This is a genomic window from Pseudomonadota bacterium (assembly GCA_039028155.1).
Taxonomy (GTDB): domain Bacteria; phylum Pseudomonadota; class Alphaproteobacteria; order SP197; family SP197; genus JANQGO01.
In genome coordinates this window covers 1-22,177 of the sequence record JBCCIS010000056.1, presented here as the reverse complement: position 1 = coordinate 22,177, position 22,177 = coordinate 1, and the positions used below count along the sequence as shown (strand labels likewise).

Annotated in this window: 25 protein-coding genes and 1 tRNA gene; 12 read left to right on the top strand and 14 right to left on the bottom strand. The window is 61.4% G+C overall.

Going from position 1 to position 22,177, the window contains the following annotated elements:
* Positions 1–110: 110 nt before the first annotated feature.
* Complete coding sequence (locus AAF563_21420; GenBank protein MEM7123850.1) at positions 111–1,358, top strand: aminotransferase class V-fold PLP-dependent enzyme; 1,248 nt, start codon at positions 111–113, stop codon at positions 1,356–1,358.
* A 62-nt stretch (positions 1,359–1,420) separates the two neighbouring features.
* Here the strand turns inward: AAF563_21420 and AAF563_21415 are convergent, their stop codons facing one another.
* From AAF563_21415 to AAF563_21370, 10 genes are all read right to left on the bottom strand, one after another.
* Complete coding sequence (locus AAF563_21415) at positions 1,421–2,647, bottom strand: MFS transporter (protein MEM7123849.1); 1,227 nt, start codon at positions 2,645–2,647, stop codon at positions 1,421–1,423.
* Positions 2,647–3,579, bottom strand: a complete 933-nt coding sequence (locus AAF563_21410) for a DMT family transporter (protein MEM7123848.1) — start codon at positions 3,577–3,579, stop codon at positions 2,647–2,649. Before AAF563_21410 ends, AAF563_21415 begins: the two co-directional genes overlap by 1 nt.
* A 51-nt stretch (positions 3,580–3,630) precedes the next feature.
* Positions 3,631–4,473, bottom strand: coding sequence for a vWA domain-containing protein (locus AAF563_21405; protein MEM7123847.1), 843 nt, complete (start codon positions 4,471–4,473; stop codon positions 3,631–3,633).
* Positions 4,431–5,456 (bottom strand): hypothetical protein, encoded by a 1,026-nt coding sequence (locus AAF563_21400; protein MEM7123846.1) that lies wholly within the window; start codon positions 5,454–5,456, stop codon positions 4,431–4,433. The genes AAF563_21405 and AAF563_21400 overlap by 43 nt, the downstream gene beginning before the upstream one ends.
* Before the next feature lie 61 nt (positions 5,457–5,517).
* Entirely contained in the window at positions 5,518–6,210 is a 693-nt protein-coding gene (gene radC, locus AAF563_21395) for a DNA repair protein RadC (GenBank protein ID MEM7123845.1), read from the bottom strand.
* An 11-nt stretch (positions 6,211–6,221) separates the two neighbouring features.
* Positions 6,222–7,088 (bottom strand): type I methionyl aminopeptidase, encoded by an 867-nt coding sequence (gene map, locus AAF563_21390; GenBank protein ID MEM7123844.1) that lies wholly within the window; start codon positions 7,086–7,088, stop codon positions 6,222–6,224.
* Positions 7,063–7,761 carry a DNA/RNA nuclease SfsA gene (gene sfsA, locus AAF563_21385; protein MEM7123843.1) on the bottom strand — a complete coding sequence of 233 codons (699 nt, stop codon included), beginning with the start codon at positions 7,759–7,761 and terminating at the stop codon, positions 7,063–7,065. The genes map and sfsA overlap by 26 nt, the downstream gene beginning before the upstream one ends.
* A 16-nt stretch (positions 7,762–7,777) precedes the next feature.
* The gene (locus AAF563_21380) at positions 7,778–8,302 is read right to left on the bottom strand and encodes a hypothetical protein (GenBank protein MEM7123842.1); all 525 of its coding nucleotides are present in this window, start codon (positions 8,300–8,302) and stop codon (positions 7,778–7,780) included.
* A gap of 2 nt (positions 8,303–8,304) precedes the next feature.
* Positions 8,305–8,919: a hypothetical protein gene (locus AAF563_21375; protein ID MEM7123841.1), complete on the bottom strand. Its 615-nt coding sequence runs from the start codon at positions 8,917–8,919 to the stop codon at positions 8,305–8,307.
* Positions 8,906–9,511, bottom strand: coding sequence for a MotA/TolQ/ExbB proton channel family protein (locus AAF563_21370; GenBank protein MEM7123840.1), 606 nt, complete (start codon positions 9,509–9,511; stop codon positions 8,906–8,908). The genes AAF563_21375 and AAF563_21370 overlap by 14 nt, the downstream gene beginning before the upstream one ends.
* 253 nt (positions 9,512–9,764) lie before the next feature.
* Here AAF563_21370 and AAF563_21365 point away from each other — a divergent pair, with 253 nt between their 5' ends.
* The 4 genes from AAF563_21365 to AAF563_21350 all read left to right on the top strand — a co-directional run bounded on the left by AAF563_21365 (position 9,765) and on the right by AAF563_21350 (position 12,739).
* Positions 9,765–10,526: a competence/damage-inducible protein A gene (locus tag AAF563_21365; protein MEM7123839.1), complete on the top strand. Its 762-nt coding sequence runs from the start codon at positions 9,765–9,767 to the stop codon at positions 10,524–10,526.
* 147 nt (positions 10,527–10,673) lie between these two features.
* Positions 10,674–11,030, top strand: coding sequence for a hypothetical protein (locus tag AAF563_21360; protein MEM7123838.1), 357 nt, complete (start codon positions 10,674–10,676; stop codon positions 11,028–11,030).
* Between the two features lie 79 nt (positions 11,031–11,109).
* Positions 11,110–12,231, top strand: a complete 1,122-nt coding sequence (locus tag AAF563_21355; protein ID MEM7123837.1) for a transporter — start codon at positions 11,110–11,112, stop codon at positions 12,229–12,231.
* A gap of 10 nt (positions 12,232–12,241) precedes the next feature.
* A complete protein-coding gene (locus AAF563_21350) occupies positions 12,242–12,739 on the top strand; it encodes a copper chaperone PCu(A)C (GenBank protein ID MEM7123836.1) in 498 nt (165 codons plus the stop codon).
* Here AAF563_21350 and AAF563_21345 read toward each other — a convergent pair.
* Together AAF563_21345 and AAF563_21340 are read right to left on the bottom strand one after the other, a co-directional pair.
* Positions 12,736–13,203 (bottom strand): flavodoxin family protein, encoded by a 468-nt coding sequence (locus tag AAF563_21345; GenBank protein ID MEM7123835.1) that lies wholly within the window; start codon positions 13,201–13,203, stop codon positions 12,736–12,738. The genes AAF563_21350 and AAF563_21345 overlap by 4 nt on opposite strands.
* A 512-nt stretch (positions 13,204–13,715) precedes the next feature.
* A complete protein-coding gene (locus tag AAF563_21340; protein ID MEM7123834.1) occupies positions 13,716–14,171 on the bottom strand; it encodes a hypothetical protein in 456 nt (151 codons plus the stop codon).
* Positions 14,172–14,560: 389 nt separating this feature from the next.
* On the opposite strand from AAF563_21340, the gene AAF563_21335 reads away from it, so the two are divergent.
* Complete coding sequence (locus AAF563_21335) at positions 14,561–14,860, top strand: hypothetical protein (GenBank protein MEM7123833.1); 300 nt, start codon at positions 14,561–14,563, stop codon at positions 14,858–14,860.
* A 147-nt stretch (positions 14,861–15,007) separates the two neighbouring features.
* Positions 15,008–15,094 (top strand) — tRNA-Leu (locus AAF563_21330).
* 387 nt (positions 15,095–15,481) lie between these two features.
* Here the strand turns inward: AAF563_21330 and AAF563_21325 are convergent.
* Positions 15,482–16,234 carry an aspartate/glutamate racemase family protein gene (locus AAF563_21325; protein ID MEM7123832.1) on the bottom strand — a complete coding sequence of 251 codons (753 nt, stop codon included), beginning with the start codon at positions 16,232–16,234 and terminating at the stop codon, positions 15,482–15,484.
* Positions 16,235–16,690: 456 nt separating this feature from the next.
* On the opposite strand from AAF563_21325, the gene AAF563_21320 reads away from it, so the two are divergent.
* The gene (locus AAF563_21320) at positions 16,691–17,146 is read left to right on the top strand and encodes a hypothetical protein (GenBank protein ID MEM7123831.1); all 456 of its coding nucleotides are present in this window, start codon (positions 16,691–16,693) and stop codon (positions 17,144–17,146) included.
* A gap of 310 nt (positions 17,147–17,456) precedes the next feature.
* On the top strand, positions 17,457–18,305 hold the full coding sequence (locus tag AAF563_21315) for a methyltransferase domain-containing protein (GenBank protein ID MEM7123830.1): 849 nt from the start codon (positions 17,457–17,459) through the stop codon (positions 18,303–18,305).
* Positions 18,306–18,321: 16 nt separating this feature from the next.
* Here the strand turns inward: AAF563_21315 and AAF563_21310 are convergent, their stop codons facing one another.
* Entirely contained in the window at positions 18,322–19,548 is a 1,227-nt protein-coding gene (locus tag AAF563_21310; protein ID MEM7123829.1) for an NADH:flavin oxidoreductase/NADH oxidase family protein, read from the bottom strand.
* A 149-nt stretch (positions 19,549–19,697) separates the two neighbouring features.
* Here AAF563_21310 and AAF563_21305 point away from each other — a divergent pair, with 149 nt between their 5' ends.
* From AAF563_21305 to AAF563_21295, 3 genes are all read left to right on the top strand, one after another.
* Positions 19,698–20,591: a LysR family transcriptional regulator gene (locus AAF563_21305; protein MEM7123828.1), complete on the top strand. Its 894-nt coding sequence runs from the start codon at positions 19,698–19,700 to the stop codon at positions 20,589–20,591.
* Positions 20,592–20,832: 241 nt separating this feature from the next.
* The gene (locus AAF563_21300; GenBank protein ID MEM7123827.1) at positions 20,833–21,210 is read left to right on the top strand and encodes a hypothetical protein; all 378 of its coding nucleotides are present in this window, start codon (positions 20,833–20,835) and stop codon (positions 21,208–21,210) included.
* A 211-nt stretch (positions 21,211–21,421) separates the two neighbouring features.
* The gene (locus AAF563_21295; protein MEM7123826.1) at positions 21,422–22,060 is read left to right on the top strand and encodes an isochorismatase family protein; all 639 of its coding nucleotides are present in this window, start codon (positions 21,422–21,424) and stop codon (positions 22,058–22,060) included.
* Positions 22,061–22,177 lie beyond the last annotated feature (117 nt).

Genomic DNA, 22,177 nt, shown 5'->3' with positions numbered 1-22,177 from the left:
CACGGACGTTCGCTTTGGAGCGCGCGCTCATGCCGCCTGGGCCTCGGACATGATGGTCAGTCTATGCAAGACTTGAGCCCTGGGAACAGAACCAACTTGGCAGCCATCCCATGAACCGCATGTTTCCGCTTAACGGACGCGCCTGGGACGAACTGAGCGAAGAGCTCGAAGCGCGAAAGAGTGACGACATCCCCTGGCACGAGGGGCGCACCCATGCCACCGCCTTTCATGCCAGCGACGATGTGCTGGATGTCGTGAAGGCCGCCTACGGCATGTACCTGACGGAAAACGGGCTTTATGCCGGCCGCGCCTTTCCGAGCGTCGGCGGGCTGGAGAGCGAGATCATCGCGATGCTGTCGGAGTTTCTGGGTGGCGACCGGGCGACCAGCGGCATCATCACGTCCGGCGGTTCCGACAGCATCATGACCGCCGTGCGCGCCGCACGCGAATGGGCAAAGGCCGAGCGTCCCGATATCGCGCGTCCGACCGTCCTGCTGGCGCAGAACGCTCATCCCGGATTCAACAAGGCGGCCGACTACCTTGGTCTGCAGGCGCGTCGCGTCCCCCTCGGGACGGATTTACGCGCCGACTCCGAACGTATGGCCGAGGCAATCGATGGCGACACGATCATGCTTGTCGGCTCTGCGCCTGCCTGGCCCTACGGAATGATGGATCCAATCGAGGATCTTGCCGCACTCGCCGAGCGCAACGGGTTGTGGTTCCATGTCGATGCCTGTGTCGGCGGAATGATCGCACCGTTCGTTCGGGCGATCGGCAGAGAAGTCCCCCACTTCGACTTGCGCATTCCAGGGGTCACCTCGCTTTCCGCGGATCTGCACAAGTACGGTTACGCGGCGAAGAACGTGTCGGCGGTGCTGTTCCGCGATACCGCGCATCGCGACTTCGCCCACTTCGCGTTCGAGGACTGGCCCGCGGGCAGCTACGCGACCTACACGACGGCCGGGTCCCGTACGGCCGGGTCGCTCGCAGGCGCGTGGACCGTGCTGAACTATCTCGGCGAAGACGGTTACAAGAACTTTGCGCGTGTCTCCATGGACGCGCGCGACCGCATGATCGACGGCATAGAGCGGCTGGGCGGCATGCAGGTCATCGGCGCTCCCGAGGTCACGCTGTTCGCAGTGACGTCGGAGGAACACGACCTGATCGATATCGCCGAGCGCATGAAGGCGATGCACTGGTACCCTAACCGCATTCGCGAGCCGCACGGCCTGCACTTTGTCATGAACCCAATCCATGCGCCGATGGTCGACGGGTTCCTTGAAGCCCTAGAGCGCTGCATTGCAGAGGCTGGCCCTAAAGGGTCTACACACGCCGAAGCAGACGTGCGTTACAACTAGTGTAGATAACGCCAAGGCGCACCAACCGGCACGCCGGCACCAAGCGTACCGGCGATGGCCGTTTAGCGCTCAATCCTGGCGCCACCGTGGACGTGGCTGGTACCGCCGACAGTCAAGATGGCGACGATGAAGAGGGCGCCCGTCAGCCAGAACATGGCAGCCGCGCCGAAGGTGTCGAGTACCCAGCCGAAGACCGGCGGCGCTGTGACATAGGCCGCTTCCATGGCGACGGTCATGAAGGCGAAGACCTTGCCCGTCTCGCCGGGCGGCGTTACGCGCCGCACGATCAGATCGCGCGACGGCGGCACGACGCCGGTGGTCAGGCCGACCGCGCCAACCAGTAACAACATGCCAACCGTGCCCGCGTCGATCTGGACAACAAGCACCACGAGCACAGCGGCCACCCCGAAACAGAAGGCCGCGACCGCGCCATGGTGATGGGTGTGATCGGCGACCAGGCCGCCGATCAAGATGCCGACCGCGCTGGCGGCGAAGAAGATGCTGAGCGCGAAGTTCGCCGTCGCCAATGGCGTACCGTGGTGCTCATAAAGTGCCGCCGGCAGGAAACTGTCGAAACCGATATGCGCGATCGAGATCATCAGGAAGAACAGGAAACACATCATCATCGGTGCCGACATCAGGAGCGAGATACCGGAAAGCAGCGGTGGCTTCTTGCCATCGGCGCGCGGTTTGACGTGACCGGCTTCGCGCTCGTCTTTCAGATCGCGTCCATTGACCAGATAAAGCAGGCCCATGGCGATGCCGATGATGCCCGAGGTGATCATTGCCGAGCGCCAGTCCCACCAGACCAGCGCAAGGCCGATTACGGCAGGCGCGACGGCAAAACCGACATGGCCGGCGAAGGTATGGACGCTGAACGCGCGGCCCAACCAGCGCGGCGGCACGGTCGCCGAGAGAATGGAATAGTTCGCCGGGTGGAAAACCGTGTTGCCCAGAGCGTTCGCGATCATCAAAAAGGCGAGCTGCCAGTATGATGTCGCGAAGCCCATGCCGAGCACAGACAGGCCAAGCAGTACCATGCCGGCGACCAGCATGTAGCGCGCGGGCACCCGGTCGCACAGCACACCGACGGGCATCTGCATAACCATGGCGACAACGCCACCAACCGCCATCAGGATGCCAAGTTCGGCATAGTTGACGCCGAACTCCGTCGTCCAGACTGGAAACAGCGGTGGCAGCAGCAGGATCAGGTAGTGGTTGATCCCGTGTCCCAGACTGACCAGACCGACCGAGCGAACCGGGCGGATGCTCATCGTTGCGGTTGTCATCAGTGAAGCCTAAGCCGGCGCGCCAGCGTCGGCCAGAGTTGCGCGATCAAGACGCCGCAGATGATCAGCAAGCCGCCGATCAGATGGCCCGTGGTCGGTTGATGGCCTTCCAGCATCGAGATCAGCACGACCACGATGGGCACGAGATTGCTGTAGATGGTGGCGATCGTGACGCCGATACGGCTGACCCCCCAATGCCAGGTAAAGAGCGCGATCGAGACCGGGCCGGCGCCGAGGTAGAGAACGAGAATAATCTCGCGCCAGGTAAAACCCATACGGAAATCGGCAACGCCGGCAACGGTCAGAAACGGCAGCGCGACGAGCAGGGTCAACGCGCCGATGGCGATCGTGATGGCGGTGATGCCGAGCTGGCCCACATTCGGCATCCAGCGTTGGGCGCCGGCTGAGTACCAGGTGAACATGGCGATGCCGCAGAAGACTAGCAGCTCGCCACCGCGAAACTCGGCGGCATCGCCGCCATCGGGCACCGAGGCCAGGACGCCGCCGGTGACCGCCACCGCCGCGCCGCACAAAACCGACGGAAAGAGCGGGATGTGAAAGACGAACCGCGCCATGAACGCTGCGATGATCGGCGCCGCCGCCGCGATGATGGATGAGGATACGGCGCCGGAATACTTGATGCCGATGGTCATCAGCACGGTCGATACGGCAATGCCGAAGACACCCAAAAGCAGGCTCATCTTCAGCGGCACGCCACGCAGAATGCGGCCCTTTGCGTGCACCATATAGGCGGTCAGAAGGAAGAGTGTGCCCGACAGGAGGCGGCCCGCCGTCAGGTAATAGGGATCCCACGTAGCCAGCAGCTCGGCGGTCACGATGAAGTGGGTTGCCCACACCGACGTGCCCGCGGCGAGGACCAGGTTACCGGCTAATTTTTGGCGCGCGGTGTAGGAAACGGCCGCAGAAGACATGATGGCTGATTACGCCGCGGCGCCGGGATTTGGCAAGTGCTTCCTTGCTATTTATGACATCAAACGTTCGCCGCATGACGCCAGGATGTCGGCAATGCCGTCGCCGACACCTTCGCCGCGCCGGTCGGTGCGGATGTAGATACCTTCCGTCCGGTTGGCGTAGTTCTGCATGATCCGTTCGACCTCGGCCTCCGGCCACACGGGTGTCGGCACGTAGACCGCCGAGATTCGGATGTTCATGGACGCGGCCTGCCGCGCCAGGTTATCGGCCAATGCGTCATCCTCGCCGGGAGTATAGAGGTCGTCGAAACCGCCGGGCAATTGGTCAGTGATCAAGATGACGATGCGAACGTCACCTTCAAACGCACCATCGAAGTTCCCGATGCGGTACTCGCCATCGGGCGGCAGACGGTTCAACACCGTCGCCAGAGCGTCGGCCGAGGCTTCGGGGATTTGCTCGCCGCCGGCAGCGCCCAGGCGCGAGAGGTTATGGGCGACGGATTCCTTCTTGGTTGATGGCGTCGGGCTGGCGTTGAGGTCATCAAGAACCTGGATGTATTCGCGAAACACCACCAGACCCAGGCGGTAGTCGCCACCGGAAAGCTGTTCGATATCGTCGAGCAACCGGATCGACTGCCGCTGGATGCTGAGCAGCGCGCCCCACATGCTGCCGGATACGTCGAGGACGAAGACGACATCCATGGAGCCACACTGGCGCTCCGCCTGCTGGGCCCGGGTCGGCGTTGCTTGCAGGCAAAGGGCGAAGGCCGTCGCGATGATGAGGAGCCTGATCATGTCACCGACCAGTTTGCCACAGGTCGCGGACACATCCATGACAGCACGGCAGGGGTTCAGGGCGCAGGTGTGTTCCAGGCGCGCAAGGGCTCGCCGCAACGGGCCTCCACGCGGTGGGTGTAGTCAGCCAGCATGGCGGTCCCAGGCATGTTTCTGACGTCCAGTTCGAAGGCCCAATTGCCTGCGAGATCGGGCAAAAGGTCCGCCCAATACTGGCGTTCGGAATCGTACAAACGGTGAAGCCGCGCGCCCCGATTGACCATGAGGTCGATCGCGGCTTGCCCATGGGCTGCCTGAGCGTCCGCGACGGCAATGCCATAGGCTTCGGCTGCTTCCTGCAGCGCGATCTGGACACTCGGCCTCTGACGTTCGAACCACGCGCGGTTGGCGACGAGGCCGCCCTCGTAGACCGCGCCCAGGCCGGCATCCGTCAGGTAAGGCGCATAACTGTCGAGCGACAGCCGCTCCATCTCTGCCGCATAGGTAATGACGCCATCGATCTTGCCGGTCGCCAGGCCGACATCGAAGGTTCGGTCATCGCCGGCCAACGCCGTGGCGCCTGTGCCTTGCAGCCACTCGACCGCCAACTCCGGCGCGGAGATGACCTTACCATCGAGGTCCTCAAGGGTCTCGACGGGTGATGATGTCGCCAACAAATAGGATCCTTCCGCGTAACCGCCACCCAGGTAGACAAGACCGAGGCTCGCCCAGGCCAGGTCGAGCGCATCGAACGCGCCGTTCATCGCGTCGATCGTCGGGCCGACGATAGCTGGGTCGTCGCAGGAGAAGGGCGTCATGTAACTGACACTGAGCGGAAAGAGCGACCAGGGATGCCGGGTCAGCGACACCAAGGCGACCTGAGCCTCGCCGGCGGCGACGAGATCGAACACAGAGCTTGGTTCATCGGTGGCCGTGACGGTGATTCGGTGCCATCGCGCGGGCGCGCTCGAATCATCGAGCGCGGCGGTCACATGACTCTCAAAGATATCGGCAAGCAATTGTGTCGACGGCGCGCCGTTGCGTTCGGCAATCGCCATATTGATCTCAAGGTTGGCGGCCGATGCATCGGCACTAAGCATCATCACGCACAATGCCAAGACGGCGGTGAGGGGTGGACGTAACCTATGTGTCAACACGACCGGCCTACATCAGATTCAGTTGCCGCAGGCTGGCATGGCCGCCGCGCGCGACAACAATGTGATCGTGCACGACGATCTCGACCGTCTTGGCGGCAGCGACAATCTCGCCGGTCATGGTGATGTCGGCGCGGCTCGGCGTCGGGTCGCCGCTGGGGTGGTTGTGCACCAGGATCAGCGCCGTGGCGCCCAGTTCAATGGCGCGCTTGACGACCTCGCGCGGATAGACCGGCGTGTGATCGACCGTGCCGTGTTGCTGAACCTCATCGGCGACAAGCCGGTTCTTCTTGTCGAGAAACAGAATGCGAAACTGCTCCTGCGCCTCAAAGGCCATGGCGGCGCGGCAGTAGTCGACGACACTGTCGTAACTGCCCAGGATCGGGCGCGCCGCCAGTTCACCTTTAAGGAGTCGCGCCGCGGACGCCTTCGCGACCATCAGCGCAATGGCCGTATTCTGTTTGACGCCCTTGACTTCCATCAGGCGTTCGGGCTCGGCGGCGATTACCTCGGCGTAGCTGCCGAAGCGATCGATCAAACGCTTGGCCAGCGGTTTAACGTCGCTTCGGGGGATGGCGTAAGTCAGGAGCAGCTCCAACAGCTCGTAGTCGGGCAGGCCGTCGGGCCCGTCACGCAGGAAACGTTGCCGTAACCGTTCGCGGTGGCCGTGATAGTGCGGCGTTTCCTTGGTGCCGTCGGCCACCGGATCGGAACCTAGACGTAAGGCGGCAGTTCGTGGCCGGCGGGCGACATGGTGAAAACCTCGGCGCCGTCCGCCGTCACACCGATCGTGTGTTCCCACTGGGCGGAAAGCGACTTGTCGCGCGTCACCGCGGTCCAGCCGTCATCCAGGATCAAGACATCCGGCCGGCCCAAATTGATCATCGGCTCGATCGTAAAGAGCATGCCTTCTTCCAGCGTTGCGCCTGCGCCGGGGCGCCCGTAATGCAGGACATTGGGCTGGTCGTGGAAGACCTGACCGATGCCATGGCCGCAGAAGTCGCGGACGACACTGCAGCGCTGACTTTCGGCGTAAGCCTGGATGGCGTGGCCGATATCGCCAAGCGTCGCGCCGGGCTTCACCACGTTGATACCGCGCCACAAGCACTCATAGGTGATCTCGACCAGGCGTTCGGCTTTTCGTTTTACCTCGCCAACCGTAAACATACGGCTGGTGTCGCCATGCCAGCCGTCGAGGATCACCGTGACATCAATGTTGACGATATCGCCCTCGCGCAGGGTTTTGTCGTCGCTGGGGATGCCGTGGCAGATGACATGGTTGATCGACGTGCAGATCGATTTTGGGAAGCCGCGATAGTTCAGCGGAGCGGGGATCGCGCCGTGATCGACGATAAAGTCGTGGCACAGCCGGTCCAAATGCTCGGTCGTGACGCCTGGCGCGACGTGGCCCGCGATCATATCAAGCGTCGAGGCGGCCAGATGGCCGGCCGCGCGCATCTTTTCAAATGCTTCCGGACCGTGGATCCGGATCTGGGACTCCGGGTTGCGTTCGGCCCGTTTCAACTGTTGCATCGTCACTCTCCGGCCCCGGGGGTCATAGGTGAAGGGGCACCGCTTTATCTAGGACGATCTCGTCTGGCGTCAATCTACACGAATAGGCATAGGCCTCAACGCCGCGCGCCATGGCATCGCGCAAGGCCGCCGCATAAGTGGGGTCGATGTCGTCGGCGACGGCGAAGCCCGGGCAGTCCATGCGCTGTATGACGTAGAAGACGGCCGCGCGGTTGCCGGCCTCGACCATGTTGGCGAGTTCGCCCATGTGTTTGGCGCCGCGGGCGGTCACCGCGTCCGGAAATTCGGCCAGCTTGTCACGTTTCAGGTGGCAATTCTTGATTTCGACATAGCACGGTGGCCGGTCCGCTTGCTCGAGCAGGATGTCGATACGCGAATTGGCGCCGTACTTGACCTCACGGCGCAGGCTCTCATAGCCGGTCAGTTCTGGGATCGCGCCGGCCTCGATCGCTTCGGCGACCAGACCGTTGGGGTGCGACGTGTTGATGCCGACCAGCCCGCCATCGGCGTGCGCCAGCTGCCAATCCCATTGCAGTTTGCGTTTGGGGTTGTTGGCCGGTGACAGCCAGGTCTCCATGCCCGGCTCCTTCAGGCCGATCATGCCGCCGGGATTGGCGCAGTGGGCGGTAACGACGTCGCCCGACTCCAGCTCGTGATCCGACAGGAAGCGTTTGTAACGCTTGACCAGCCGAGCTCGTTCGAGAGGAGTGGGGAAACGCATCGCGCGTGCTCCAAACTTAAGGTGACGGTTGGACTGATGGCTGGAAGATCATACCGGGTTCGTCCGGCGGCGGCTTCTCCGGCAGGTCTGGTTGCGGCTCGGCATAGAAGACCAGGCCGGAACGCTGTTCGATGGTCGACTGTTCCTCGGACATCTTCACCATGACATCGGTCGCCATGTCCTGCGCCGTATCAGCCGCTTCCTTCAGCTTGATGGCGGTGCCGCGGTCCCAATCGAGGACATAGGCGCGCGGCTCGCTTTCGCCTTGATGACGCAGCCAGAGATAGATCGCCTGACCTTCGCGAATGTCGGCGCCGACCAGCACGGCGCCTTCGCGCAGATCTTCGAACCACTCCATCGTGATCGGCTTGGGCCGGCCCATCAGCCCCATGACGTCGACATAGAGCAGGGGAACCAGAATGGCCAATGCGGTCATCGCCGCCAGTTTGCGCCACAACTTGCCGCGCGCGCGAATGGCCGACCAGGCGAGCACGGCGATCAGGACGACGGTCGCAACGAACAGAACGGTCACGTAGTCCATGACTAAAGCCGTTCGCTCTCATCTGGTACGCGCAGAGGTTTGTAGAGGTCGTTGACGGTGAACGGCAAAAGGCCGCCGGCCTGGTTGAGCTCGAAACGGAACACCGTGACTTCCTGGTCCTCACGCACCAACTCGACCTTCGACAACAGGATCTGTTGCGCCGGTTTATCGGGCGACCGTTTGACGCTGACCATCGCCACCACCTCGATCGGCCAGTCGGCCGTGTGGTTGCGGTACATGTGCACGTTGACGGCGTATTCGCCCTCCGGCACGCCGCGACTATAGGCCATTTCGTAGTTCATCGACGTGACGTCACGGAAGTGCCCGAGGTCGTCACGCAACAGGTCGAAGATGATGCCGCCACGGTTGGAATAGCCGACCGGCACATCGCCGGGACCCTGGACCCAAAGGTCGACATCGGCGTCAACGTGTTCGTGCCAGCGGATCTCGACGATCACGTTGCCGGGCGCCATCAGGTCGGCCTGCTTTTCCTCCGGCGGGTTGACGTGCGGCAAGAGCAGGATGACGAGTGCGACAAAGCCAAGCAGCGCGAGCATGATGACATCGCGGAAGACGGTGCCGCCGGCATCCTCATCAAGAGGGTCAAGCGCTCGCACGGGACTCGCCCAATTCGACGACGGCGGCGATCAAGCGCACGGTGCCGGACGCCAAGAGCTGATAGTTGGCCATCAGCCAGATGTTGAAGACTGCGCCGACCAAGGTCGTCATCAGGGCGGTCGACATACCTTGAATGAGCGTCGTGACCATGGCCGAGATTTTCTCGGATTCGCCGACGGTCTCCGGGTCGACGCCGCTCAGCGCGATGATGAAGCCGATCACTGTGCCGATCAGTCCCAGGAAAACCAGACTGTTGCCGATGTGGCGGACCAGCGTGATCCGCTGGCTGAGCTTAAGCCGCAAGGACGATCCCAGGATCTGCCTGCTTTGCGCATCCTTGCCCGCGGTCATGGCGAGGTAGGAGGCGGCGATCGAACCGGGGACCGGGCTGGCGCTTCTGGCACGGTTGATCTCACGGCTGGTCTCGAAGACATGCCAACAGGCGAGCGCAAGACCGATCACGAATACACCCGCGATGACCAGGACGAGATGGGTGCTGTCTGCCTCGATCACCCGCGAAACCAGGCCGCCGCCCCAGGCGGCGATCAGCAGGGCGAGCGCGACGAGATTGAGCAGGACAAACCGCAGCAAAAGGAGGTAACTATAGGGATCAGTTGAAGAATCTTGACGTTGAGCCCCGCCGGTTGGCGCTTCTACGGTCGCCGAACTCGGCATGTTATCGGTGGTGGTCGTCATGGCCGCCCCGGTTATTGATCGTGGAGACACTATAGCGGTCGCCCGCAGGCGCACCAATCCAACCTTTGTTGATCACGTCGAGAGCCCGCCCTTGTTGCGCCCGCGCGTTAGCTGGTGCATGAAACGACCTTCCTCTGCGGGAGCCGCTATGCCCGACACCGTCACCGCCGCCGTTTTGATTATCGGCAATGAAATCCTGTCGGGGCGCACCCAGGACGCCAACCTGGCTTACCTGGGCCAGAACCTGAACGAGATCGGTATTCAGCTCAAAGAAGCCCGCGTCGTCAGCGATGACGAGGCGGAGATCGTCGATGCGGTGAATGCGTTGCGGGCGCGTTACGACTATGTCTTTACGACGGGCGGGATCGGTCCGACCCATGACGACATCACGGCCGATAGCGTCGCCAAGGCGTTCGGTGTCGGGATCGACTATCACCCGGAAGTCTACGAGGTACTGAAGGAGAACTTCGAGAGCCGGGGCATGGCGGTCAACGAGGCGCGCATGCGTATGGCGCGCATCCCTGACGGTGCCAAGCTGATCGACAACACGGTCAGCCTGGCGCCGGGTTTCGAGATCGAGAACGTCTTTGTCCTGGCCGGCGTCCCGTCGATTGCGCGTGCCATGTTCGAGGGCGCCAAGAATCGGCTGCGCGGCGGCGCGACGGTTCTGTCGCGCTCGATCCGTGTTCATACAGGCGAGGGGACGGTGGCCGCCGATCTGGCCGAAGCCCAGACGGTGTTCCCCGATGTCGACATGGGCAGTTATCCGTGGTCGGAGAACGGCAAGTTCGGCACCAGCCTTGTTCTGAGGTCGACGGACAAGGAACGTCTCGACCTCGCCTTCGATTACGTCTTCAAGCTGGCCGAAGACCTGGGCGGTGAGCCGCGTGAGGAGTCGGTCAGCGACTAAGTCCGACCTTTCGGACCTGCGCAAGACAAATGCCAGGGCGTTTCTTCACTTGCCTTCGCGAAGCCACCGCTCTATTCGTTGCTTATGGCCCGTCGTTCCACAACCCGGCCTATTTGCAAGATAGGCGCGTGGCTTGCCATCGTCTCGATGGTGGCCCATGTCGGGCTTGCCGCGATGTCGGGTCTGGCCATGGCCGCCCAGCCGGCGGACGACGCAGCGGACGACTGGCCGTTCGGCGCATTCGTCATCTGCACGCCCGATGGCGTTCAGGTGGCCGGCACGGAAGATGCCGAGTCACCTGCACACGCAAACTTCGGCGATCATTGCAGTGTCTGCATTACGGCATGCTGTGGCGGCCTGGTTTGCGAACGCGCCGGTGGCGCGCTGGTCTTGCACCAACCGCGGGATACTGCACTTGTTGGTTGGCCGGCTGTTGGCCAGCAATCGGCGAAGCCTGCCGCGACAGCGATCCTTGGCAGCCGCGGACCGCCGTTCTCCGTCTAGAAATCTTGCGACCTGAGTAGCGCCGTCGGGCCTTCAATGGCCCTGGCGCTGACGCCTGGATTTTTTGCGGAGTTTCGTCATGTACAAGTGTGTTCTGCGCGGCGCTGTCGTCGCCGCGCTCTGTTTGTCTTGGGCCGGCGACGCGTTCGCCCACGACGACGACGCCGAAGCAGGCGTCGTCTTGAATGCCGACGGTACGGCGCCAGTTAACGCCGATGGTCACGCCCCGATCGGTGTCATGGGCGACCATTTGCACAAGGCCGGCGAATGGATGTTCTCCTATCGCTACATGCGCATGAGCATGGAAGGCAACCGTATCGGTACTGATGGCGTATCACCGCAAACCATCGTGACAACGGTGCCGAACCGCTTCTTCGGCGCGCCGGGCCAGCCGCCGACGCTGCGCATCGTGCCTTTGGACATGCGGATGGAAATGCACATGGTGGGCGGCATGTACGCGCCGACCGACTGGCTGACCTTGATGGTCATGGGCAACTACATCGAAAAGAACATGGACCACGTGACATTTGCCGGTGGCGCGGGGACGGTCCAGCTTGGCAACTTCACGACCGACACGTCCGGTTTTGGCGATACCAGCATGTCCGGTCTGATCGGCCTCTATGACGACGGCACCCATCACCTCCATCTCAATGCCGGCCTCAGCCTGCCGACCGGCTCGATCGAGGAGACTGGCCAGATCCTGGCACCGAACGGGACGCGGCCGACCGTGCGGCTGCCCTATGCCATGCAGTTGGGTTCCGGAACCTACGACCTGCTGCCCGGCCTGACCTATACCGGCAAGAGCGGCAAGATCGGTTGGGGTGCGCAATACACCGGCGTGATACGGTTGGACGACAACAGTCAGGGATACGCGCTGGGCGACGTCCACACGTTGACCGGCTGGGCGAGTTATCAATGGGAGCCGTGGATCAGCAACTCGATTCGGCTGGCCGGTCAGACGGCGGACAGTATTGACGGTATCGACCCTAACATCGTCGGCCCGGTGCAGACCGCCAACCCGGACTTCTATGGCGGTGATACCCTTCAAATGCTGTTGGGCGTGAACTTCGCCGGACAGCGTGGGTGGCTGCGCGGCCAGCGCCTGGCGTTCGAATTTGGTTTTCCTCTCTACCGCGATCTCAATGGCCCGCAGTTGGAGACCGACTATCAGTTTACGCTGGGGTATCAAGTAGCCTTCTAAGGAGGAAGACGTGACGAAGAGAATTTTAGGCAGCTTGGCGCTCGCCCTTGTGTTGGGCGCGACCTACGTCTTGTACAAGCCTGCCTTGGCCCACGACTTCGAGCACGGCGACCTCAAAGTCGTGCATCCAGTAGCGCGCCCCTCCATGGGCGCGGCCGCCAACAGCGCGGTCTACATGACCATCGAAAACGTGGGCGCGGCCGATCGCCTGGTTGGCGTTTCGAGCGATGTCGCCGAACGCGTCGAGCTCCACACGACGGTCCTCGAAGACGGCGTCCTGAAGATGCAGGAACTGGAGGAGGGCATCGTGGTGCCCGCAAGCGACAACGCGACGCTCGAGACTGGCGGCAACCATGTCATGTTGATGGGGTTGGATGAACCGCTGCGGGTCGACGACAAGTTCATGCTGACGCTTGAGTTCGAGGAGGCCGGTCCTGTCGACGTCGAGGTTTACGTGGTGCACCCCGATGAACTGGGCGAGGCCATGCACATGGAGAGCCACGACTAGAAAATTCCAGCCTCCAAGCCGGCCGCCATCAGCGTGCCCAGCTCTTCGCACTGGTCGACAAAGGGTTCCTGGAAGTCGCCGCGCAGGACCAGCGGCTCGTTGACCGCGCGCCAGCGCAAGCCCGTCGTGATCGATTCGATAGCGCGCTTCGTCCCGGTACCGTCGTGGCCGGCGCGGATATAGGCCGCATAGGCCAAGCCCTGTGTCTCTTCCAGACACGGATAGTAGCAGCGGTCGAAAAAGTCCTTCATCGCGCCGCTCATGTAGCCGAGGTTCTCGGTCGTCCCCAGCACGACGGCGCTGGCCGTCTTGACGTCTTCGGGAACCGTATCGAAGGGTGACTGGCCCTTGACCGTGATCCCTTCGGCGTTCAGCGACTGTGCGCCGGCCATGACCGCCTCGAACAGGCGCGTGGTGTTGGGCGAGGGGACGTGGGCGACGACCAGCAGCGTCTTGGCGGTCATGACGCGCTGATCTGGCCGGTCGATCGGCAGGCTCCAAGCACGGAACTGGTCATGGTGTCGGGCTCCCTCATTCAGCCGGCGATCAACCTAGGGCAGATCGCATTCTATCTGAATCGCCCGCAATCCAGACAGAATGCGTGAATCGGCACTAACTCATTGATCGAGGGCGGGTTCACACGACTAGTCAGAGCCGCTCAGTGGCTTTGCTTCGTCGCGATCCGCTCCAGCATGGGGGTCCCAACACGGCGATGATCGGCGGAAAACCACCGAAAAGGCCCGGACCCACAAGCGTGGGCCCGGGCAAGTGGAGGATTGGTACTCACGCCAACCGCCTCGGTTAGCGCCGTCCTTTTTAGCGATGTCTGGTTCACCGGTCGCTGGCAACAAAGCCCAAGGACTGCACTTTGGAGTTAGTCGAAATGATCTTTTGCTTCTGAAAGTGCTCAGCGGGCGCTAGGGCAGCCCCTGTCTTGGTGGAGACGCCAAACGGTTCCGCCTCACCATGACCCGTTCTAGACGCCGCATTTTTCCTTGATCAGCTTCAAGATGATGCGTTCGACATAGAGGTCTTCGGGTTTCTCCACGGCACCGCTGGCGTAGCGCTCGCGCAGGTCGTCGAGCCGCTGTGAAAAATGATAGTAGCCGCCGTCCCGGTCGTCGACGGAGCCGGAGAAGTACTCGCCGACACAATTGGCCTTCTGGTTATCGTGTTTGACGTTGTTGAAGTAGTAGATCATCTCGAAGACGGTCGTGGTGACAATCTCGATCTGCTGCTCCCGCGACATCCGTTCGTATTCAGGCAGGGGCGTCATGAAGAGCGCCCGCGCCGGCGTTGCGGCGAGCCCGATGCCCGCCGCAAGCAGACAGACGACGCCACACACGAACAGGCGGCGCTGAAGCGCAGCGCTGAAACCGTTGCGGATCGTGATGGCCGCGAAGAACGGGCCGTCGAGCGAGATGAGACGCATTCGAAATCACCGTTATGTCGTCGTGGGCTGCATATGTCGCCGTCGACCGGCAAGGTCAAGCCGGCCTCTCAGTCTAGCTCAAAGCATCGTGAGTCAAAACTGCCCAGAGGTGGGTCTGGCGTTGTACGTCCGGATCGCTGCGTGGCCACATAGCGCAATAAGGTCAATCGGTTATGAGTCGCTTTTGATGTTGGGTCTGAGTGAGGTGACGGTCCTTGCGGCGCCGGACGGTCGCGGCGACTGAAACAATAGAAACAATAATCTCCCGTTCCTGTCGATGCGTAGAAACCTTGAAGGCTTATCACTTTCTATCAGAACGCCGGGCAAGCCTCGCACGGCATTCTCACCGGCGCCGGGGGCGCCGCATCGCGGAGGAAACAATGGCGTATGTGACCGAAAAGCACGGAATGTTTGGGCTGGTGTCCGCCGTGTCGGATGCACGTGCCGAGAAGAGATTTCAGCGCACCCAGGCGATGGTCGAGCGGCTCTGCGCCGGCTACCGGATGGCATCCCAGGCGATGGGTCCAGCCATCGACTGGCTGGAGCAATCCCATCGGGCGCGACGAACCGCCTATCTGCTGCGTGGCTTGAGTTGTCGCGACCTGGCCGGCGTCGGTGTGGGCCGAGACGAGTTTGACGACGTTTCACGCGGGTTTTCGCTCGATCGCATTGATCGGTCCGCCTCCTGACCGCATGTGATTGACCGGTTCACGGCCGCGCCTTAAGCCCCAATCCCGAGCAGCACCGGGACGGGCAGGGGCGCGGCCTTTTTTTCGAGATAGAGCCAGAGAATTGCCTGTTGCGTTCCCTCGCCAAGTGGCCGACATGTTGGGCGTGCCCGCTTGGCGGAACTGGTAGACGCAACGGACTTAAAATCCGTTGTCCTTCGGGACGTGGGGGTTCAAGTCCCTCAGCGGGCACCATTCATGGGATGACGGAGTTGGCGGACGCAAGGGGCCTAAAGCTCCTTTCGCTCCGGCGCGGGTTCATGTTCGCCGCCTGCACCATCGACCACTTGGGTCTCCGCGAAGAGCTTCGGATTGTCCGTTTACGGACACTAAGCGGTTATCTCCGCTGCGTGACGTCGGCGCTCACCAATAGCCATTGACGGATGTGAAGCTCAACGGAAGGTTGCCTCCGAGGGCCGCCGTCGAGTGGAATCCCAATAAGCCGGTCGTCAGCACGCTGGAGGACGCCAAGGCACTAGGTGCATTTTGATGTGTTTGACGACGCGTGAGCGGGATCGCTGCGAGGTCTGCCGCATTTCAAAGTTCGCCGCTAGTCCCGATTGTTTCTTAGCAAAATCCTGCCTATTCCAATTGGCCGGTTTCTATCAGGTGCGAAAGCGCTTCAGGTAAACCAACGGTCGATTTGAGAGCTGGTTGGCGGAATGAACCTTCGATTGGCTTGCGGGGCTTCAATGCAACAAGGCCCTCGGCCATTTTTACGCTTGCGGCGACACCTTCAACGACTGGCACTGAAATTCGGTCGCGAACAAGACCCGAAAGCCCAGCCAGCGGCGCGCCAGCAAGTACGATAACGTCGGCTCCATCCTCGCTTACCGCTCGGCTCGCCAGGTCAACGAGCAGATCCGCATTCTCAGACTGCACGTCTGCCACTTCGGCAACAGGCGCATCAAGCATGCGAATGCTGGCCAACCGCCCAGCAAGGCCATGCCAGGTTATGCACTCTCGAAACCACGGTTCCAGGCGGGGCGAAAATGAAACGATCGAAAATGTTCGCCCTAGTGGGCATGCCATCAAAGCTGAAGCCTCTGCCAAACCGACAATCGGGATCTCAAACAACTCTCGCGCCGGTCCGAGTCCAGGATCACCGAACGCTGCGATGACTGCCGCGTCAAACGCGGCTGCGCGCTCAGCGAGAATCTCGAGAACGACTTGTCCGCCGATCAGAGCCTCTGCTCGACTGGCAATGTAGGGTACGCCACGATGGCCCGTTACAAACTCGACCTCGGTACCCTTTGCGGCCGCTGCACGCGCGACATCGGCAATTTTCTCAGTAACGCTTTGGGATGTGTTCGGATTGATTATCAATAGCCTCATCTATTCTTCTCCCAGGGACGCCCTGTTGTCTGGACCATATCACGTCAATCTCGTTGCCAACCGCAACGGCGCCGTCCGCACCAGCTGTTGCGCACGCGATCTCTGAACCTGATGGTCAGATCGAGAGCTTCGTCGTTGGTACAATCTAGCTTCACGATGTGAAAACAACGACCCTTCAGCGCCGCAACACGAATGGGCAACACGTCGGTTTTGGGTCATAAGCGGGCCTATTCAGCGACCCTCGCCAAACTCGGTATCCAGCTAGTCGGCGACGTTGCCTTCCGAGCCGAGACAGGCCCGGTTTCCGCGACGGCCTCGCCCGGGACAAATGTCCGGAAGATCGCTGCCCGGCAGTCTGAGGATTGAAACACGGCGAGAAACCGGCATTCTTGCCGGACATGTCCACGCGGTAGGTGCCTCATGATATCCGAGCAGCAAAAACAGGAAGTGGCCGAGATGTACCAGGGGGAGGTGTACGGCGAGGCGTTCTATTGCGCCCTTCTGCCCCTGTTTGACAGCCCGCTTCAGCAGCACTTGATCGGCTCGCTGCTTCAACTCGAGACCGAGAACAAGGCGCGGCTGCGCCAGATCGTCTTCGAGCACGGCGGCGATATTGTCGAAAGCGACGCCAGCCGCGACGATGCCCGGGACTTCATTCGCCAGGTCGAGCACATGAGCTGGACCGAAGCGACGGCCTACATGGTGGCGGCCAGCGTGGAGTTCCAGGATCGCTATCGCGAGATCGTCAAGACGGCGCCGGATGTGTTCAAGCCGGTCCTCAATTACATGATCGAACACGAGGATCTGATCATCGAGGCCATGAAACTTGCGTCAGAAGGCGAGGACGAAAAGGCCATCGACCTGGTCGCCGAGCAGCTCATGCTGCCGCTGCCCAAGCCTGCGGCAGCCTAACCTACCTGGAACGGAGCAACGCGCGGAACTCCGAGCGCAGGCTGAGCGCTCTTCGGGACACGCTATGCGGTGGCTCTTTCAGTCGCGCAAGTTCGAGCGCGGCATTGCCCCTTTGAAGCGTCCGTGGAGAGGTCAGAACATCACGCCACCACTATGTCGGCCGTTCCGGCCATTCCGGCCGTTGGGCCGGAAACACGGTACGTCGCGTTTGGACAAAAGGTTGGTGGGGTGTTCCGATAACGCTTGACCGGGCCGAGGCGATCCAACCCGGACATGCTGGCATCGTCAACGTTGAGGAGCGAGAGAGGTCATGAACGACGGTGTGTCGAAGTCGTCTGACTACATTCATGGCAGTTCACCAGAGGAACAACGCCGGTTGTCTTTGATGAACGACATCCTGAACGAGTCCTGCTTGAAAGAGCTTGATCTCCAGCCGGGAGAGAAGGTGCTGGATCTGGGCAGCGGACTTGGTCAGTTTACGCGTCTGATGGCGCGGGCCGTGGGCAGCAGGGGGCGTGTGGTCGGCATTGAGCGCGATCAAGACCAGCTCGCGCAAGCGAAGCGGCTCGCCGACAGCGATGAAGAATCGACACTCGTCGAGTTTCGCAGTGGTGATGCGCTGACACTCCCATTGGATGAACCGGAATGGGGAACATTCGACGTCGCCCATGCGCGATTTCTTCTGGAGCATGTTCCCCGTCCTGCGTCGGTCATTTCTCAGATGGCGCGCGCCGTACGTCCAGGCGGCCGTGTCGTTGTCGTCGACGATGATCACGGCGATTTTCGTCCCTGGCCCGAGCCCCCGGGTTTCGATGCCCTTTGGCGCGCCTACGTTCGTTCGTATGAAAAGCTTGGCAATGACCCTTACGTTGGGCGGCGCCTCGTATCGTTGCTGCGCGATGGTGGGCTAATCGCAAGGCGCAACAGCGGCATCTTCTTTGGCGGTTGTGCGGGCGATCAAAAGTTCCTTGCCGTCGCCGACAACTTGATTGTCGCTCTCGAGGGCGCCAAGGACGCGATCCTGTCTGGCGAACTGCTGGACGAGCCGACGTTCGACGCTGGTCTAGTCGGACTTCAGCATTGGAAGACGAACCCCTCTGCTGCTTTATGGTACTCGGCGTGTTTTGCCGAAGGGATCGTGCCAAGCGAGAGCGTTTGACGAGGGGGCTCGATTGTCAGATCAATTCTGACAGACGCGCGAACTTATCTCGCCACTTGGCGCCATGTTGGCCGGTACGTTCTGCGAAGTCGTGCATGGCGGATGGTATGTCCAACGCGAATGCATCTTCTTGATCCTCGCCCAAGGCCAGCAGCCGCATGATGTACCAGTCCGTTACGCCGCCTGGGGGTGCGGCCTCGAACACTGGAAACTCGGGATCACCGCCTTCCTCGTTCAACCACGCATTCGCGAGTTGGGGATCGAGAACCATGGCACGTGCCAGGCCCACCATGTCGACGGCGCCACTTGCCACCGCATCCACGGCCTGCTCGCGCCTCCTAAATCCACCAGTCGCCATCAGCGGTTTGTTGCTGATGCCCTTTGCGCGCCGAGCCGTTTCAAGAAAATAGGGGCCTCGGTTCGGCCCATCAGAGCTTGCCTTCGCGCCGGGAAAATAGGTTCCCCCACTAAAGTCGATCAAATCGATCGACGTTTGATCGAGAAGGCGCACCACCGCCAAGGCATCGTCCTCGGTCAATCCCCCTGCCATCTTGTCCGTCGCGTTAATCCTGATGCCGACGGGGTAGGACGGACCGACGGCACGCCGTACGCAGTCGATTACCTCAAGCACGATGCGGCATCGCGCTTCAACTGAGCCGCCGTATCCATCGCTACGGCGGTTGAACAGCGGCGAAAGAAACTGGCTGAGCAGCCACCCGTGCCCGGCGTGAATTTGGACGCCGCTAAATCCGGTGTCTTTGGCAAAAGCTGCCGTCCTTGCGTACAGGCCCGGGAGTTCCTGAATGTCTTCCACCGACATGCCCGCACATTGAAGACCGTCCATGTCCAGTGCCGATGGCCCTCTCGGTTCGCTGACTGACGGGTGTGCACGGGCGCCGGCATGGCCAAGTTGCGGCCAAAAATGAGCGTCCTCGATCAGGGCTCGTTCAACCAGCGACCGCAGCGCCTGTTGATCGCTGTGCGTTCCCAACACCAGATTTCCCGGGTTCTCCGGAAAGCGCGGGTCTACCTGTACTTCACCGATGAGGGACAGAGACGTTCCGCCTTCCGCCCATCTCTCGTAAAGCCGAAGCTGCGCCTCGGTGGGATCGCCTTCACCATTTGCCAGCGAATCCGTCATCGGCGACTTGATGAGTCGGTTCTTCAGGACCGCGCCACAGGGCAGTTTGATCGGGTTTCCAAGCACATGGATGGGGCTCAAGGTTTCACGCTGTCCGGTCAACTCAAGTCCTCCTTGTCGGGATCGTCTGATTGCTTGGTTCTCGAGACGGCACCGTGGCGCGCCTCCCGATATAGACTCTCCCGATCTGTGCGATAATGTAGGGATAAAGAAAAAGATTGTCCCGAGATTCGGGACTAATGGAGGGCCGTTTGGATCTGTACATTGCCATGGGCGTTTTCAATCAGGTCGCTCGATTGAAGAGTTTTTCGGCGGCTGCTGCCGACCTGGGCATGTCGAAAACCGCTGTCAGTCGCCATGTTTCCGATCTTGAAAGCAGCTTGGGCGTTCGCCTCATCAATCGGACGACCCGCCGCATGAGTCTCACCGAGGCGGGAAAAGCCTATGCCGGGCGCAGCTCAGCGATTCTGGCAGAGATCGAGGAGCTACAAAGCGCCACCCAAGATTTGCACCGAAATCCCAGAGGCCTCCTTCGCGTGACCGCGGGTATCGCCTTTGGCCATCATTGCCTTGTTCCGACCGTCGCCCCATTCCTTGTCGACAATCCCGATGTCAGCCTCCAATTGGAGCTGACAAACCGGCTCGTTGATATCGTCGAAGAGGGCTACGACCTGGCTATTCGAATGGGGGAGTTGTCCGACTCAAGCTTGATCAGCCGGAAGCTTACATCGTCAAATGTCTACATCTGCGCGGCGCAAGACTACCTTCAACGCAATGGCGAACCGGCAACACCAGAGGATCTCGCTGAGCATCGTTGCATCACGGTCTCGGGTCAAAGGGACGAAAGCCTGTGGCAGCTATCCCGTGGTGAGCGGACTTCTGCGGTCTCGGTTTCGGCGCGGCTTCAGGTCAATAGCGCCGAGGCGGCTGCGCGCATGATGCGTGATGGTCTGGGGATTGCGCTGCTGCCCGATTTCATCGTCGACAAAGACCTTGCTTCAGGGAACGTGCAACGGCTGTTGAAGCCGTACGACCTGAAAGACGATGGCATCTATGCCGTCTACCCACACAAGCATCATCTGTCAGCCAAGGTCCGCGTGTTTATTGACCACCTCGCCATGAGCCTTGGAGGTGGTCCACGGTAGTTTGCCGGGATCGGCCTCCGCACCATCGAACTATCGGAGCTTCGAATTCCGAAACTCTAAAGTTCGGCTGACGAACACTTATCGGGCACCACCTGCGCCGACGTTCCGGCGCAGGCATGCGGGACCAAGCTACAAAGGTGGGGCCATTGAGGCGCGACGCTGACGGTGGCTCCGTCACCTCAGTGACGCGATTATCTCTCGCGCCCTTCTGCCCCTGTTCGACAGCCCGCTTCAGCAGCACTTGATCGGCTCGCTGCTTCAACTCGAAACCGAGAACAAGGCGCGGCTGCGCCAGATCGTCTTCGAGCACGGCGGCGATATTGTCGAAAGCGACGCGAGCCGCGACGATGCCCGGGACTCCATTCGCCAGGTCGAGCACATGAGCTGGACCGACGCGACGGCCTACATGGTGGCGGCCAGCGTGGAGTTCCAGGATCGCTATCGCGAGATCGTCAAGACGGCGCCGGACGTGTTCAAGCCGGTGCTCAATTACATGATCGAACACGAGGACCTGATCATCGAGGCCATGAGACTTGCGTCAGAAGGCGAGGACGAAAAGGCCATCGACCTGGTCGCCGAGCAGCTCATGCTGCCGCTGCCCAAGCCTGCGGCAGCCTAACCTACCTGGAACGGGTTCTCGGGCGCCGGCGTCTGGTGGCCTCATGCCGGATGCCTGCTAGTCAGGTTAAGCGGGCGCAACCGGCACCAGGCAAACGTCTGCTGTGTGGGCCGGCGATAACAGGCGCCGGCGTCGCCGCCTTGATTTGCTCGCCGGAGTGCTGGATAACTGTGGGCCGTGGTCGTGCGCATCAGGATACGGTGAGCATTTGATGGTCGATCCTTCCTCAGACGTAGAGATCTACAAGCGCCAAGGCTACGGCGGCAAAAGTGGCTTCGGCAAAAGCCCGGCCGTGATTGTCGTCGATTTCGTCAACGGCTTTGCCGATCCCGATCAGCTCGGGGGCGGCAACATCGGCGAGGCGATCGAGAACACGGCCAAGCTGTTGTCCGCCGCACGTCGTGCAAAACTGCCTATTGCCTATACACGCGTTGTGTATGCGGACGATGGCGCCGATTTGAGCGTGTTCTGTTTGAAATCACCCAACCTTGCCAAGCTGACGGAAGACGCGCCTGGCAGCCAGATCGTCGAGTCGCTGGCGCCCCAGGCGGGCGACTACATCGTTCGCAAAATACAGCCGTCCGCCTTTTTCGGAACCAACCTGGCGGCTTGGCTGGTCGGTCACGGTGTCGATACGGTGATTGTCACGGGCTGTACGACGTCGGGCTGTGTCCGCGCCAGCGTGGTCGATGCCATGAGCTTCAACTTCAAGACGATCGTTGTGACCGACTGCGTCGGCGATCGCGCCATGGCGCCGCACGATGCCAACCTCTTTGACATGGAACAGAAGTACGCCGATCTGATGATCTGTGAAGAGGTTGTTGCTTTGCTCTCAGTAAGCTCAGGTTAGGCAAAGCTGATTGACACGGGGCCGGCTGCGGTCACCGACACGGTGGACATGCCGCGTGCGTCACGCTGACAGCGTGGCGGCTGCTTCGACCGGCGAACCGCGCGCGCTGACGCTAGT